Origin of the sequence: Pseudomonas sp. S44 (assembly GCF_016624805.1) — a bacterium.
Taxonomy (GTDB): Bacteria; Pseudomonadota; Gammaproteobacteria; order Pseudomonadales; family Pseudomonadaceae; genus Aquipseudomonas; species Aquipseudomonas machongensis.
The window spans coordinates 48,340-63,533 of sequence record NZ_JACVTY010000009.1 but is presented as its reverse complement, the minus strand read 5'-3'; the positions used below and the strand labels follow the sequence as shown (position 1 = coordinate 63,533).

Sequence of the window (15,194 nt, the reverse complement as noted above, 5' to 3'; positions counted from 1 at the left end):
TTGCACGAGCGCCGACCACGGCGAGGGCAAGGGCAGAGCGTCCCTCGCCGCGCAGGACTGTGCAGATCTACGGATAAAGTACAAATACCGCGGGGCTGGGCCCGGTGCGCCAACGCGCCCGGGCCGCGAGCCGTTGTTATTTTTGTTTTTCCAGCTGGTGGTACTTGCCGTTGGCATCCCACTGGTAGACCACGTAGTCGGAGACGGTCAGGTCGCCCTTGCTGTCCCACTTCTTCTCGCCCATGACGGTCTTGACCGGATTGGCCTTGAGCCACTTGGCGGCGTCTTCGCCCTTGTTCGACTTGGCGCCGTTGAACGCGGCGGCCAGCGCCTGGATCGAGGCGTAGGCGTACAGGGTGTAGCCTTCAGGCTCGGTGCCGGCCTTGCGGAACTCCTCGACCACCGCCTTGCTGTCCGGCAGCAGGCGCGGGTCGGCACCAAAGGTCATGTACACCCCGTCGGTGTATTGCGCACCGCCTGCGGTGGCCACCAGTTCGTCGGTGACGATACCGTCGTCGGACATGAACTTGACGTCCTTCAGGCCCTGCTCGCGCAGTTGGCGCACCAGCGGACCGGCTTCCGGGTGCAGGCCGCCGAAGTAGACGACGTCGGCACCGGTGGAGCGGATCTTGGTGACCACGGCGCTGAAGTCCTTCTCGCCACGGGTCAGGCCTTCGTACAACACAGGCTTGACGCCGCGCTTCTCGAGCTGCGCCTTGGTCGCATCGGCCAGGCCCTGGCCATAGGTGTCCTTGTCGTGCAGGACCGCGACCTTCTTGCCCTTGAGCACATCGACGATGTAATCGCCGGCAACGATGCCCTGCTGGTCGTCACGTCCACACATGCGGAACATGGCCGACAGGCCACGCTCGGTGACCTGCGGGTTGGTCGACCCGGGGGTGATCGCGATGACGCCCGCTTCGTCGTACACCTCGGAGGCGGGAATGGTGTTGGAGGAGCAGAAGTGTCCGACCACGCCGATCACCTTGTCCTGATCGACCAGGCGGTTGGCAACGGCCACGGCCTGCTTCGGCTCGCAGGCGTCATCGCCCTTGACCAGGACGATCTTCTCGCCGTTGATGCCGCCGGCCTTGTTGACCACATCGGCTGCCGCCTGGGCGCCCTTCATGTATTGCTCGCCAAACGCTGCGTTGGCGCCGGTCATCGGGCCCGCTACGCCGATCTTTACGTCGGCCTGTACATACGAAGAAACACCCAGTGCCGTAGCCACGGCCAGTGCCAGGAAACCTTTCTTGTAAAACGTCTGCGACATGAGGTGGTGCTCCTAGAGTTTTTTTAGTTGGCACTACAACTTCATCAACCCTGTGCTCTGAGCAAGGGCCGTGCCATCGGTTTTGTCTTCCGGGAAAACACACTTCGCTGGGCCACTGCAGACCTCCGGCGGTCGTTTCTTTATTGAGCGTGCAACCGTCTGCCACAGGGCAGGCGCCACTGAACGCAAAACAAAGGAGCAACCGCAAGGTGCCATCATTGCAACCCTCGCAAGTGTTTACGTGCAACCATCCTGTAACAGCATGACGTCACCGAAGTGCACACCGCTGGTGCGCGACTGCTACAGGCAGGCACTGTTTCAAGGCTAGACGCTGTGACGGGGAATGGTGGTTTATCGATGATGGCCTTTTCGCATTCAGGCGGCGTTTCCCCGCAAAGGGGCCACCACAAATCCCTGGCCCCCTCTCGAAGCTGGCACAATAGGCACCAATCGCCGCCCTGGAGCCATTCAATGAGCGAGAGCGCATTCGCCGAGCGCATCGTGCATAACCTGCTCGACACCGACTTCTACAAGCTCACCATGATGCAGGGCGTCCTGCACAACTACCCGGACGCCGACGTGGAATGGGAATTCCGCTGCCGCAATGGCGAAGACCTGCGCCCCTATCTGGGCGAAATCCGCCGGCAGATCGAACGGCTGGCCGACCTCACCCTCGACGACGGCCAACTGACCTTCCTCGAGCGCATCAGCTTCCTCAAGCCCGACTTCCTGCGCTTTCTCGGCCTGTTCCGCTTCAACCTGCGCTACCTGCGCATCGGCATCGAGCACGACCAGCTGTTCCTGCGCCTGCGCGGCCCGTGGCTGCACGTGATCCTGTTCGAGGTGCCGCTGCTGGCGATCATCAGTGAAGTGCGCAACCGCCACCTGCATCCGCAGATGCGCCTGAACGCTGCGCGCGACCAGCTCCATCGCAAGTTCGACTGGTTGCGCGCCAATGCCAGCGAAGAGGAGCTGGGCGCCCTGCAGGTCGCCGACTTCGGCACACGCCGACGCTTCTCGAGCCGCGTGCAGGAAGAAGTGGTGCGGGTGATGCGCGATGACTTCCCGGCACGCTTCGTCGGCACCAGTAACGTCGACCTGGCATGGAAACTGGATATCAAGCCACTTGGCACCATGGCCCACGAATGGATCATGGCCCACCAGCAACTCGGCCCACGGCTGATCGACAGCCAGATCGCCGCGCTGGACTGCTGGGTGCGCGAGTACCGCGGGCTGCTCGGCATCGCCCTGACCGACTGCATCACCATGGATGCATTCCTCGGCGACTTCGACCTGTACTTCGCCAAGCTCTTCGACGGCCTGCGCCACGATTCCGGCGAGCCGGTGGCCTGGGCGGAAAAGGCCATCGCGCACTACCGCAAGCTGGGGATCGATCCGATGACCAAGACCCTGGTGTTCTCCGATGGCCTGGACCTGCCGCGCACCCTGCAGATCTTCCGCGCACTGCGCGGTCGCATCAATGTCAGCTTCGGCATCGGCACCAACCTGACCTGTGACATTCCGGGTGTGGCGCCGATGAGCATCGTGCTTAAAATGACCGACTGCAACGGCTCGCCAGTGGCGAAGATTTCCGACGAAGCCGCCAAGACCCAATGCCGCGACGAGAACTTCGTCGCCTACCTGCGTCACGTATTCAAAGTCCCTAGCAAGGAGTAACCCATGCAAGCCGTTCAGCAAGAGATTGCCCAGGCGCTCAAGGTACAGCCGCCCTTCGCCGACGCCGCCGCGCTCGAGAAGGAAGTGGCCCGGCGCGTGGCCTTCATCAAGGACTGCCTGGCCAACGCCCGGCTCAAGACCCTGGTGCTAGGCATCAGCGGCGGCGTCGATTCGCTGACCGCTGCCCTGCTCGCCCAACGCGCTGTCAATGAACTGCGCGCCGAGACCGGCGACCAGGCCTACACTTTCATCGCCGTGCGCCTGCCCTACCAAGTGCAGCACGACGAGCACGACGCCCAGGCCTGCCTGGAGGTGATCAAGGCAGACGAAGTGCACACCGTCGATATCGCCCCGGCTGTCAGGGCCCTGGCCGCCGAAGTGGCGGAACTGAAGAACGGCTCGCCGACCCTGGTCGACTTCGTCGTCGGCAACGTCAAGGCGCGCACCCGCATGGTCGCCCAGTACACCATCGCTGGCGCGCGCGCAGGCCTGGTGATCGGCACCGACCACGCCGCCGAGGCGGTGATGGGCTTCTTTACCAAGTTCGGTGATGGTGCCTGTGACCTGGCGCCGCTGAGCGGGCTGGTGAAGAACCAGGTGCGGGCGATCGCGCGCAGCTTCGGTGCGCCGGAATCGCTGGTGGAGAAGGTGCCAACTGCAGATCTGGAAGACCTGGAACCAGGCAAGCCGGACGAGGCGTCGCATGGCGTGACCTATCAGCAGATCGATGACTTCCTGCATGGGCAGCCGGTTGACCAGGCAGCGTTCGACATCATCGTCGCCACCTACCGCAAGACCCAGCACAAGCGCGAACTGCCGTTCGCCCCTTGATCAGGCTGCAGAAAGACCTGTGGGAGCGGGTTCACCCGCGAATGCGTCGGTAGATTCGACATCGCATTCGCGGGTAAACCCGCTCCCACAGGGTTCAGCGTCAGCCTTTGATTACTTGACGACAACCTTGCCCTTCATCATCGAGATGTGGCCCGGGAAGGTGCAGAAGAAGCTGTAGTCGCCACCGGCTTCAAGCTTGGAGGTGTCCAGCTTGATGGTGTCTTTCTCACCAGCGCCAATCATCTTGGTGTGGGCGATGATCGCAGCGTTGTCAGCCTTGATGTAGTCCTTGTCCAGACCCTGGGTCATGCCCTCGGTGGCAATGGCCTGCATGTCGGCCGTCTTGCTGATCACCAGGTTATGGCCCATGACGTTCTTCGGCAGGCTGCCACCATGAGTCAGTTCGATCTCGACGGTCTTGCAGCTCTTGTCGACGGTGAACTCCTTGGTGTTGAACGACATCTGGTCGGTGGAGTCGACAGTCACCTTGCAGTCGGCGGCAAAGACAGAAGCGCTGGCGAGGGTCAGCAGGGATACCGCTACAGCTTTCGCAAACATCGTGAATCTCCTTGGCAGGGTTTTATCAATTGCGAGACTGCCTGAAACCGGCCAGGCCCTTGCTGATTTGAATCAAGGGCCATCAATGAGCCAGCCAGTAGTATTGTTCAATGGATTGTATACAAACAATCTAAGAGCACATCATGCCTGCTTGATAGACGATGGGACAACCTCTCATTTAGGAGCAAGTGCCATGAATCTCGGAAATTTCATGCGCGGCCTGTTGGCTGCCTATGCGTGCGGCGCAACCGGTGCGGCGGTCTGCGAGTTCGCCCGACCGGAGTGAACTCGACGCTTGGAGCACGCGGCATTGCGCCTTACCCTGTGTGCCCCGCTGCCTGCGCAGCGGGTGAACTGCACTGGAGATAAGCAATGCCCGTACGTTCCGTCTGTGTCTTCTGCGGCGCCAGCATCGGCGCCAACCCGGCCTATCGTGAGGCCGCCATCGCCCTCGGCCAGGCCATCGCCCACCGCGGCCTGACTCTGGTCTACGGCGGTGGCGCCGTCGGCCTCATGGGCATCGTCGCCGATGCTGCCATGGCCGCTGGTGGCGAAGTCATCGGCATCATCCCGCAGAGCCTGATGGACGCCGAAGTCGGCCACAAAGGGCTGACGCGCCTGGAGGTGGTCGACGGCATGCATGCCCGCAAGGCGCGCATGGCCGAGCTCAGCGATGCCTTCATCGCCCTACCGGGTGGGCTGGGTACGCTGGAAGAGTTGTTCGAGGTCTGGACCTGGGGCCAACTGGGCTATCACGCCAAGCCGCTGGGGCTGCTGGATGTGAATGGCTTCTATGAAAAGCTTGGCGGCTTCCTCGACCATATCGTCGAGGAAGGTTTCGTGCGGCCGCAGCACCGGGCGATGCTGTTGCTCGGTCAGCAGGCGGATGAGCTGCTCGATGGCATGGACAGCTTCATCGCCCCGGTGGCGCCGAAGTGGGTCGATCACAAGCCTGATTGATCGTTTTACAGAACCTGTGGGGACGGCGCTTCGCCCCCACCATGTTCCTTGCGGGCCTGGAGGTCAGCGCGGAATCACTGGCTGGCGCGGCTTCTTCTTGCCCTTGCCGCCTTTGGCCGCTTCCTTGCGCTCCTTGGCCGCCTGCTGGTTGCGGGCGAATGCCTCGGCCTTGGCCTTCTCGCGCTTGTCCCACGGCTTGCTGCCATCGCTGGCACGCGGCGGCAGGCCGTTGTGCTGGGTGAGGATCTTCTGCTCCTTGGCCACCTTGTGGCTGCCAGCCGGCGTCGAGTTCTTGCGACGCGCGCTCTGGTAGCTGTCGGTCTGCGGCTGGTGCAGCGGGATCAACTGGTGCTTGCCCGGGCCGATCAGGTCGGCGCGCCCCATGCGGGTCAGCGCTTCACGCAGCATCGGCCAGCCCTTCGGGTCGTGGTAGCGCAGGAACGCCTTGTGCAAGCGGCGCTGCTCGTCGCTCTTGACGATCTCCACACCCTCACTCTTGTAGGTGACCTTGCGCAGCGGGTTCTTGCCCGAGTGGTACATGGCCGTGGCCGACGCCATGGGCGAAGGGTAAAACGCCTGCACCTGGTCGGCGCGGAAACCGTTGCCCTTGAGCCAGAGGGCCAGGTTCATCATGTCTTCGTCGGTGGTACCAGGATGCGCAGCGATGAAGTACGGGATCAGGTACTGCTCCTTGCCCGCTTCCTTCGAGTACTTCTCGAACATGCGCTTGAAGCGGTCGTAGCTGCCGATACCCGGCTTCATCATCTTGTCCAGCGGACCACGCTCGGTGTGCTCCGGGGCGATCTTGAGGTAGCCACCGACGTGGTGGGTGACCAGCTCCTTCACGTACTCCGGCGACTCGACCGCCAGGTCGTAACGCAGGCCCGAGGCGATGAGGATCTTCTTTACCCCCGGCAGCGCACGCGCCTTGCGATACAGCGAGATCAGCGAGCTGTGGTCGGTATTGAGGTTCTCGCAGATGCCCGGGAACACACATGACGGCTTGCGGCAGTGCTTCTCGATCTCGTGGCTCTTGCAGGCGATGCGATACATGTTGGCGGTCGGGCCGCCCAGGTCAGAGACCACGCCGGTGAAGCCCGGTACCTTGTCGCGCATTTCCTCGATCTCGTGCAGGATCGATTCGTGGGAGCGGTTCTGGATGATCCGGCCTTCGTGCTCGGTGATCGAGCAGAAGGTACAGCCGCCGAAGCAGCCGCGCATGATGTTCACCGAGAAGCGGATCATCTCGTAGGCCGGGATGCGCTCCTTGCCATAGGCCGGGTGCGGGACGCGCGCGTAGGGCATGCCGAACACGTAGTCCATTTCCTCGGTGCTCATCGGAATGGGTGGTGGGTTGAACCACACGTCCACTTCACCGTGCTTCTGCACCAGGGCGCGGGCGTTGCCTGGGTTGGTTTCCAGGTGCAGCACGCGGTTGGCGTGGGCATAGAGCACCGGGTCGTTGCGTACCTTCTCGAACGATGGCAAACGGATCACCGACTTCTCGCGGGTCATGCGCGGACTGTCGAGAATCTGTACGACCTTGGCTTCGTTCGGGTCTTCCACCTCGCCCTTGGCCTGCTCGATGGCGCAGGCCTGGGTGTCCTGGGTGTTGACGTAGGGGTTGATGATCTTGTCGACACGGCCTGGACGGTCGATGCGGGTGGAGTCGATCTCGTACCAGCCCTCGGGGGTGTCCCGGCGGATGAACGCGGTGCCGCGCACGTCGGTGATCGACTCGATCTTCTCGCCGTTGGACAAGCGCTGGGCAACCTCGACCACCGCCCGCTCGGCGTTGCCGAACAGCAGGATATCGGCGCTGGCATCGACCAGGATCGAGTGGCGGACCTTGTCCTGCCAGTAGTCGTAGTGGGCGATGCGGCGCAGCGAGGCCTCGATGCCACCGAGCACGATCGGCACGTGCTTGTAGGCTTCCTTGCAGCGCTGGCTGTACACCAGGCTGGCGCGGTCCGGACGGCTGCCGGCCAGGCCACCAGGCGTGTAGGCGTCGTCGGAACGCACCTTCTTGTCGGCGGTGTAACGGTTGATCATCGAATCCATGTTGCCGGCCGCGACACCGAAGAACAGGTTCGGCTCGCCAAGCTTCATGAAGTCATCTTTGGACTGCCAGTTCGGCTGGGCAATGATACCGACGCGAAAGCCCTGGGCTTCCAGCAGGCGGCCGATGATGGCCATGCCGAACGATGGGTGGTCGACGTAGGCGTCACCGGTCACGATGATGATGTCGCAGGAATCCCAGCCGAGCTGATCCATCTCCTCCCTGCTCATCGGCAGGAAAGGCGCTGGCCCGAAGCATTCGGCCCAGTACTTGGGATAGTCGTAGAGTGGTTTGGCTGCTTGCATGTCAGTGACCGGTTCTGGTGTGCAGGGAAATCGCGGGCGCGGAATATAGCACAAATTTTGACCAAATCCGACGGTGGTGGTCGGAATCATAGTGATCGCCCAGAAAAACATCGCCCCCTGTGGGAGCGGGTTTACCCGCGAATGCGATGGCGGGTTAAACATCGCATTCGCGGGTAAACCCGCTCCCACAGGGGGCCGATTCAGCTCCGGGTGGTTATTCGTCGTCGTCGAAGTTGTACATGCCCGGCGCCAGGTTCTCGAAGCGGGTGTACTTGCCAATGAACGCCAGGCGGACAAAACCGATCGGACCGTTACGCTGCTTGCCGATGATGATTTCCGCCACGCCCTTGTGCTCGGTCTCGGGGTGATACACCTCGTCACGGTAGACGAACATGATCACGTCGGCGTCCTGCTCGATCGCTCCGGATTCACGAAGGTCGGAGTTGACCGGGCGCTTGTTCGGGCGCTGCTCCAGGGAGCGGTTGAGCTGCGACAGGGCGATGACCGGGCAGTTGAACTCCTTGGCCAGGGCCTTGAGCGAGCGCGAGATCTCGGAAATCTCGTTGGTCCGGTTGTCGCCGGCCGAGCCCGGAATCTGCATCAGCTGCAGGTAGTCGACCATGATCAGCGCGATCTCGCCATGCTCACGCGCCAGGCGGCGAGTACGTGCACGCATCTCCGAGGGGCTGATACCGGCGGTGTCGTCGATGAACAGCTTGCGGTCATTGAGCAGATTGACCGCCGAGGTCAGGCGCGGCCAGTCATCGTCGTCGAGCTGGCCGGAGCGGACCTTGGTCTGGTCGATGCGACCCAGCGACGAGAGCATACGCATGATCAGCGATTCGCCAGGCATCTCGAGAGAGAACACCAGCACAGCCTTGTCGCTGCGCAGCACTGCGTTCTCGACCAGGTTCATGGCGAAGGTGGTCTTGCCCATCGACGGACGGCCGGCGACGATGACCAGGTCGGCGGGCTGCAGGCCGCTGGTCTTCTCGTCCAGGTCGGTAAAGCCGGTGGAAACACCGGTGATGTCGCTGTCGGAGTTGAACAAGGTGTCGATACGGTCGATCGCCATGGTCAACAGCTCGTTGACCCCCACCGGGCCACCGGTCTTGGGCCGCGCCTCGGCGATCTGGAAGATCTGCCGCTCGGCGTCGTCGAGAATCTCTTCGGCGTTGCGCCCTTGAGGGTTGAAGGCGTTGTCGGCGATGTCGGTACTGATGCTGATCAATTGGCGCAGCGTCGCCCGCTCGCGGATGATCGCGGCGTAGGCCTTGATGTTGGCCACCGACGGAGTGTTCTTGGCCAGCTCGGCGAGGTACGCCAGGCCACCGACCTGGGTCGATAGGCCTTCCTTGTCCAACTGCTCGTGCAGGGTGACCACGTCGAACGGCTGGTTGGCATCGGCCAGCTTGTGCACGGCACGGAAAATCAGACGGTGGTCATGCCGGTAGAAATCGCCATCGGACACCTGGTCCAGCACTCGCTCCCAGGCGTTGTTATCCAGCATCAAGCCACCGAGCACAGCCTGTTCGGCCTCGATGGAATGCGGCGGCACCTTCAGGGCAGCGGTTTGCAGGTCGAGCTGTTCGGGATTGGTAATCTCGTTCATGGCCACGCAAGAATTCTGGGGGGTTCAAAAAGACAAAGGGCACGGCCTGAAAAACAGGACCGTGCCCGATGTTAACCGGCTGGCCCGCAAGGGGCCAGTCAGTCAGCGCAGCTTAGGCAGCTACGACGACCACGCGTACGGTGGCTTCAACGTCGCTGTGCAGGTGCACAGCTACGTCGTATTCGCCAACCTGACGGATGGTGCCGTTCGGCAGACGAACTTCAGCCTTAGCCACTTCAACGCCGGAGGCGGTCAGGGCATCAGCGATGTCGTGGGTGCCGATCGAACCGAACAGCTTGCCTTCGTCGCCAGCGGTGGCAGTGATGGTCACTTCCAGCTCGGCCAGTTGGGCAGCGCGGCTTTCAGCCGAAGCTTTCTTGTCGGCAGCGGCTTTTTCCAGCTCTGCACGACGCTCTTCGAATGCAGCCAGGTTAGCGGCGTTGGCAACGGTGGCCTTGCCGAATGGCAGCAGGAAGTTACGGCCGTAACCAGCCTTAACTTTTACTTTGTCGCCCAGGTTGCCCAGGTTGGCGACTTTTTCCAGCAGGATCAGTTCCATTTGGTAAAACCTCTTAACTTTTAACCTTCACCGTTCGCGGAATCATTCCCCTTGGGGGAGTGGCGACCGCGAAAATCAATCAGGCTGTCGACAATGGCCAAGACCACGAGCAACGGATAGGTCAGCTGCATGAACAGCACCAGCGTCACGTACAACCCCACCAGCCAGAATCTGGCCAGGCGTTTCTGGGCCACCAGCCCATGCAGCAGGGCAATGCCCGCGAACATGAGCGGCACACTGCACAGCGGCGTAAGCAAGGCGACGGCGGAACCGAAGTTCGGCCCGAACACCATGCACGCCAGCAGCACCAGTGCCGGCACCAGGGGAATCCGCACCGCTTGAAATTCGCGGCCGAAACCTCCCGGGTTGTACAACGCGGCCTGCCAGTACCGGCCCAACATCAGGGCCAGAACGCTGACGACCTGCAGCAAAGCTGCAATCAGGCCGTTGAGCACCGGTACGATGAGTGCCCCCAGGTGTGCCTGCTCCTCTACCGACAACTGCTGGTAGAGACCGTCGAGCATCTGCGGCAGGGCTTTTTCAAGCGCTCGCGCCAGAGCTTCGATCGGTTCGCGGAACACTGAACCGAGGATGACACCGTACAACAGGCCCAAGGCGATGCTGGACAACAGCACCCGGTTCCAGGAGTGCCCGGCGCGCAACAGCGCAGCCAGCCCCAGCGTCCCCAGCAGCACCATCAAGGTGCGCGGCTCACCGAAGATCCACCAGGCCAGCGCGGGCAAGATGCCCCACACGATGACCGAGGATGCGTCCTTGAAACCACGCCGCAGGAACACCAGGCTCCCGGCGGCGGCACTCAACCAGAACAACAGCGGCAATGCCGCACAACCAGCCACCACGACAGTGGCCTGCACACGACCGCGCATGATGAAATCAGCCAACGCTCGCATGCCTATCCCTTACTACTTGTCGACGACCCGGTCTCAGCGGCCGTGGCTGTCGGTGTAGGGCAGCAGGGCCAGGAAGCGGGCGCGCTTGATAGCGGTAGCCAGCTGACGCTGATAACGAGCTTTGGTACCAGTGATACGGCTTGGAACGATCTTGCCGGTTTCGGATACGTAAGCTTTCAGGGTGTTGAGATCTTTGAAGTCGATCTCTTTCACGTCTTCAGCAGTGAAGCGGCAGAATTTACGACGACGGAAGAAACGTGCCATTTAATAGGCTCCTCTAAAGGTCCGTGGATTACTCGTCAGCGTTATCGCTGGAGTCGCTGTCATTGCTGTCGTCGCCATCGGCGGAGTCAGCATGCTCAGGACGCTCGCGACGCTCACGGCGCTCGCTGCGGTTCTCTTCAGCCTTCAGCATCTCGGACTGACCGGTAACGGCTTCGTCGCGACGGATGACCAGGTTACGGATAACGGCATCGTTGTAGCGGAAGTTGTCTTCCAGCTCGGCCAGGGCCTTGCCGGTGCACTCAACGTTCAGCATCACGTAGTGAGCCTTGTGAACATTGTTGATTGCGTAGGCCAGTTGACGACGGCCCCAGTCTTCCAGGCGGTGGATCTTGCCACCATCTTCTTCGATCAGCTTGGTGTAACGCTCGACCATGCCGCCGACTTGCTCGCTCTGGTCCGGGTGAACCAGGAAGATGATTTCGTAATGACGCATGAATGCTCCTTACGGGTTAGTAGTCTGCCAGCGAATCTGGTCAGACAAGGAGTGAATGACACTGTATGTCTTGCTTGAGTGAAGGCACATGCGCACCCGCCAGCTCGGCAAGGGGCGCAATTGTAGAGAAGGCGGGTTGGACAAGCAAGGTGATTGGCGATTATTTGAACAGTCGGAAACATATTGGCGGGACATGTGAACGCGGCGGTGATGCTTTCGCGGGCAAGTCGGACCGCCGAACCGCCGCTCCCACAGGGGCTTACGCAGGTCTGTGGGAGCGGGCTTGCCCGCGAAAGGAACGCCGCCGCTTCAGGCTCTCAACGCTTGGCCTGACGCTGCCTCACCGCCTCGAACAGACACACCCCGGTCGCCACCGAGACGTTCAGACTGCTGACACTACCAGCCATCGGCAGCTTCACCAGGAAGTCGCAATGCTCACGGGTCAGGCGGCGCATGCCCTTGCCTTCTGCGCCCATGATCATCACCAGCGGACCGGTGAGGTCCTGCTGGTAGATCTCCTGCTCCGCTTCGCCAGCAGTGCCGACCACCCACAGGCCGCGCTGCTGGAGTTTCTCCAGGGTGCGCGCCAGGTTGGTCACGGCCACCAGCGGGATCACCTCGGCAGCGCCACAGGCGACCTTGCGCACCACGCCTGTGAGCGTGGCCGACTTGTCCTTGGGAATCACCACGGCAGTTGCGCCCGCAGCATCGGCGGTACGCAGGCAGGCGCCGAGGTTGTGCGGGTCGGTGACACCGTCGAGCACCAGGATCAGCGGCGGCGTCTCGGTGCGCTCGAGCAACTCCTCGAGCATCGCCTCGCCCCACACCTGGCTTGGGCTCACCTCGGCGACCACACCCTGGTGCACGCCCTCGACCCAGGCGTCCAGCTCACGGCGCTCGGCCTGGCCGACCGCAACGCGGTTTTCTGCAGCCAGCGCCAGCAGCGCCTGAAGACGCGGCTCGCTCCGCCCTTCCGACAACCAGATCTGCTTGACCCGCTTGGGATGGTGCTGCAGCAACGCCTGCACGGCATGTACGCCGTAGATTTTTTCCAGCTGACTCATGACTTGCCGCTCTTGCCCTTACGTGGCGCGCCGGACTTCGACGGGCCTTTGCGATGCTTGGTCTTGCCCGCAGCCTTGCTGCCCTTCTCGGCCTTGCTGCTGGTGTGCTGCCGCGCATCCCCCATCAGCGCCTTCTTCATCTCGCGGCTCTTGCGCACTTCGGCGTTACGCTGCACGGCGTCTTTCGGGAAGTAGGCTTCAGAAGCTTCGCTCTTGCGGCTGCGCGGCTTGGGCGAGATCCTCGCCTCGGTGGCCGCTGCCGGCTCGGACTTGGCCGCACCCTTGGTGGTCGCAGGCTTGCCGGCGTCAGCCGATTCGCTACGCGGCTTGCGGCCGCCCGGTGCCTTGATCGCGGCCTCGGAAAGTTCGAAGTCGATCTTGCGCTGCTCGAGGTCGACGCGCATCACCTTCACTTCGATGGTGTCGCCCAGGCGGAAGCTGCGACCGGTACGCTCACCGGCCAGGCGGTGGTGCACAGGATCGAAGTGGTAGTAATCGCCCGGCAGCGCACTGACGTGCACCAGGCCTTCGACATAGATGTCGGTCAACTCGATGAACAGGCCGAAGCCGGTCACTGCGGTGATCACGCCTGGGAAAGTCTCACCCACGCGGTCGCGCATGTATTCGCACTTGAGCCAGTTGACCACGTCGCGGGTGGCTTCATCGGCGCGGCGCTCGGTCATCGAGCACTGCTCGCCCATCTGCTCGAGGCTGTTCTCGTCGTACGGGTAGATCCGCGCCTTGGGAATGCTCATCGCACCGGCGCGCTTGACGTGCGGGGTGTCGATCTTCGAGCGGATCACGCTGCGGATGGCGCGGTGCACCAACAGGTCCGGGTAACGGCGGATCGGTGAGGTGAAGTGGGTGTACGCCTCGTAGTTCAGGCCGAAGTGGCCATTGTTCTCGGTGCTGTACACCGCCTGACTCAGCGAGCGCAGCATGACGGTCTGGATCAGGTGGAAGTCCGGGCGCCCGGCGATGCTCGCCAGCAGGGCCTGGTAGTCCTTCGGCGAGGGGTCCTTGCCCTTGTGCAGCGACAGACCCAGTTCACCGAGGAAGGCGCGCAGTTTTTCCAGGCGCTCCGGTGGCGGCCCATCGTGCACGCGGTACAGAGACGGCACGTTGTGCTTCTGCAGGAACTCGGCAGTGGCGACGTTGGCCGCCAGCATGCATTCCTCGATCAGCTTGTGGGCGTCGTTGCGCACGGTCGGACGAATTTCGTCGATCTTGCGGTCTTCGCCGAAGATGATCCGGGTTTCCTGGGTTTCGAAGTCGATCGCACCACGGGTATGACGGGCATCGACCAGCACCTTGTACAGCGCGTAGAGGTGCTTGAGGTCCGGCAGTACCGCGCTGTACTCCTCGCGCAGGGCCTTGCCCTCGCGGGTGCGGGAGTGCTCGAGCATGCTGCTGACCTTGTTGTAGGTCAGACGCGCATGGGAGTGGATCACGCCTTCGTAGAACTGGTAGTCGACCATCTGGCCGGCCTTGTTGATGGTCATCTCGCAGACCATGGCCAGGCGATCGACATGCGGATTCAGCGAGCACAGACCGTTGGAGAGTTCCTCGGGCAGCATCGGAATCACACGCTCGGGGAAGTACACCGAGTTGCCACGCTGCTGGGCCTCGACGTCCAGGGCCGAGCCCAGGCGCACGTAACTGGAAACGTCGGCGATCGCCACGTACAGGCGCCAGCCGCCGGAGAACAGGCGCAGCTTGCCCAGCGGCTCGCAATAGACGGCGTCGTCGAAGTCGCGGGCGTCCTCGCCGTCGATGGTGACGAACGGCAGATGGCGCAGGTCGATGCGCTTTTCCTTGTCCTTCTCTTCGACTTCGGAGCGGAACTTGCGCGCTTCCTTGATCACGTCCTTGGGCCAGACGTGGGGGATGTCGTAGCTGCGCAGGGCGACGTCGATCTCCATGCCCGGCGCCATGTAGTTACCGATCACCTCGACCACATCACCTTGCGGCTGGAACCGCGGGGTCGGCCAGTGGGTGATCTTGATCTCGACGAACTGGCCGATCTTGGCGCCGCCGTTGCGCCCCGCCGTCACCAGCACTTCCTGCTGGATCTTCGGGTTGTCGGGGGTCACATAGCCGATGCCGCCTTCTTCGAAGTAGCGGCCAACCACGCTTTCATGGGCGCGGGAGATGATCTCGACCAGCACGCCTTCGCGGCGGCCACGGCGATCGACACCGGACACGCGGGCAAGGCCACGGTCGCCGTCGAACACCAGGCGCATCTGCGCAGGGCTGAGGAACAGGTCTTCGCTGCCGTCGTCGGGGATCAGGAAGCCGAAGCCATCGCGGTGGCCGGAGACGCGGCCGCAGATCAGGTCGAGCTTGTCTACCGGGGCATAGGTGCCGCGCCGGGTATAGATAAGCTGACCATCACGCTCCATCGCGCGCAGACGGCGGCGCAGGGCCTCGATCTGGTCTTCTTCGTACAGACCGAACTCTGCCGCCAGCTCCTCGCGCGCGGCGGGTTCGCCACGGTCGGCAAGGCGCTGCAGGATCAGCTCACGGCTGGGGATGGGATTCTCGTATTTTTCCGCTTCGCGAGCGGCCTCGGGATCGAGGGATTGCCAATCGGCCATCAGAAGGGGTTCACCTTGGGGTATATAGATAGGAATTCTGGCATAGGCGTATTGAAACCGGAAATCTTTG

13 protein-coding genes are annotated in these 15,194 nt (G+C 62.5%); 3 read left to right on the top strand and 10 right to left on the bottom strand.

Going from position 1 to position 15,194, the window contains the following annotated elements:
* Nucleotides 1-136: 136 nt before the first annotated feature.
* Nucleotides 137-1,273: a branched-chain amino acid ABC transporter substrate-binding protein gene (locus IAE40_RS09550; RefSeq protein WP_054894546.1), complete on the bottom strand. Its 1,137-nt coding sequence runs from the start codon at nucleotides 1,271-1,273 to the stop codon at nucleotides 137-139.
* A gap of 471 nt (nucleotides 1,274-1,744) precedes the next feature.
* On the opposite strand from IAE40_RS09550, the gene pncB reads away from it, so the two are divergent.
* Together pncB and nadE are read left to right on the top strand one after the other, a co-directional pair.
* Nucleotides 1,745-2,950: a nicotinate phosphoribosyltransferase gene (gene pncB / locus IAE40_RS09545; protein ID WP_054894545.1), complete on the top strand. Its 1,206-nt coding sequence runs from the start codon at nucleotides 1,745-1,747 to the stop codon at nucleotides 2,948-2,950.
* 3 nt (nucleotides 2,951-2,953) lie between these two features.
* Entirely contained in the window at nucleotides 2,954-3,781 is an 828-nt protein-coding gene (nadE, locus tag IAE40_RS09540; RefSeq protein WP_153774199.1) for an ammonia-dependent NAD(+) synthetase, read from the top strand.
* A gap of 111 nt (nucleotides 3,782-3,892) precedes the next feature.
* Here the strand turns inward: nadE and azu are convergent, their stop codons facing one another.
* Nucleotides 3,893-4,339, bottom strand: coding sequence for an azurin (gene azu, locus IAE40_RS09535; protein ID WP_054894543.1), 447 nt, complete (start codon nucleotides 4,337-4,339; stop codon nucleotides 3,893-3,895).
* 372 nt (nucleotides 4,340-4,711) lie between these two features.
* On the opposite strand from azu, the gene IAE40_RS09530 reads away from it, so the two are divergent.
* Nucleotides 4,712-5,299, top strand: a complete 588-nt coding sequence (locus IAE40_RS09530) for a TIGR00730 family Rossman fold protein (protein ID WP_054894542.1) — start codon at nucleotides 4,712-4,714, stop codon at nucleotides 5,297-5,299.
* A 63-nt stretch (nucleotides 5,300-5,362) separates the two neighbouring features.
* Here IAE40_RS09530 and IAE40_RS09525 read toward each other — a convergent pair whose 3' ends face one another.
* From IAE40_RS09525 to rnr, 8 genes are all read right to left on the bottom strand, one after another.
* Complete coding sequence (locus IAE40_RS09525; RefSeq protein ID WP_200603082.1) at nucleotides 5,363-7,663, bottom strand: YgiQ family radical SAM protein; 2,301 nt, start codon at nucleotides 7,661-7,663, stop codon at nucleotides 5,363-5,365.
* Between the two features lie 214 nt (nucleotides 7,664-7,877).
* Nucleotides 7,878-9,275 carry a replicative DNA helicase gene (gene dnaB, locus IAE40_RS09520; protein ID WP_054894540.1) on the bottom strand — a complete coding sequence of 466 codons (1,398 nt, stop codon included), beginning with the start codon at nucleotides 9,273-9,275 and terminating at the stop codon, nucleotides 7,878-7,880.
* A 112-nt stretch (nucleotides 9,276-9,387) separates the two neighbouring features.
* The gene (gene rplI / locus IAE40_RS09515; protein WP_003249568.1) at nucleotides 9,388-9,834 is read right to left on the bottom strand and encodes a 50S ribosomal protein L9; all 447 of its coding nucleotides are present in this window, start codon (nucleotides 9,832-9,834) and stop codon (nucleotides 9,388-9,390) included.
* Nucleotides 9,835-9,854: 20 nt separating this feature from the next.
* Nucleotides 9,855-10,745, bottom strand: a complete 891-nt coding sequence (locus IAE40_RS09510; RefSeq protein WP_054894539.1) for a hypothetical protein — start codon at nucleotides 10,743-10,745, stop codon at nucleotides 9,855-9,857.
* A gap of 33 nt (nucleotides 10,746-10,778) precedes the next feature.
* Entirely contained in the window at nucleotides 10,779-11,009 is a 231-nt protein-coding gene (gene rpsR / locus IAE40_RS09505) for a 30S ribosomal protein S18 (RefSeq protein WP_003249563.1), read from the bottom strand.
* A gap of 28 nt (nucleotides 11,010-11,037) precedes the next feature.
* Nucleotides 11,038-11,463 carry a 30S ribosomal protein S6 gene (rpsF, locus tag IAE40_RS09500; protein ID WP_029612766.1) on the bottom strand — a complete coding sequence of 142 codons (426 nt, stop codon included), beginning with the start codon at nucleotides 11,461-11,463 and terminating at the stop codon, nucleotides 11,038-11,040.
* Nucleotides 11,464-11,780: 317 nt separating this feature from the next.
* On the bottom strand, nucleotides 11,781-12,527 hold the full coding sequence (gene rlmB, locus IAE40_RS09495; RefSeq protein ID WP_063546384.1) for a 23S rRNA (guanosine(2251)-2'-O)-methyltransferase RlmB: 747 nt from the start codon (nucleotides 12,525-12,527) through the stop codon (nucleotides 11,781-11,783).
* Nucleotides 12,524-15,124: a ribonuclease R gene (rnr, locus tag IAE40_RS09490; protein ID WP_054893198.1), complete on the bottom strand. Its 2,601-nt coding sequence runs from the start codon at nucleotides 15,122-15,124 to the stop codon at nucleotides 12,524-12,526. Before rnr ends, rlmB begins: the two co-directional genes overlap by 4 nt.
* Between the last annotated feature and the right edge of the window lie 70 nt (nucleotides 15,125-15,194).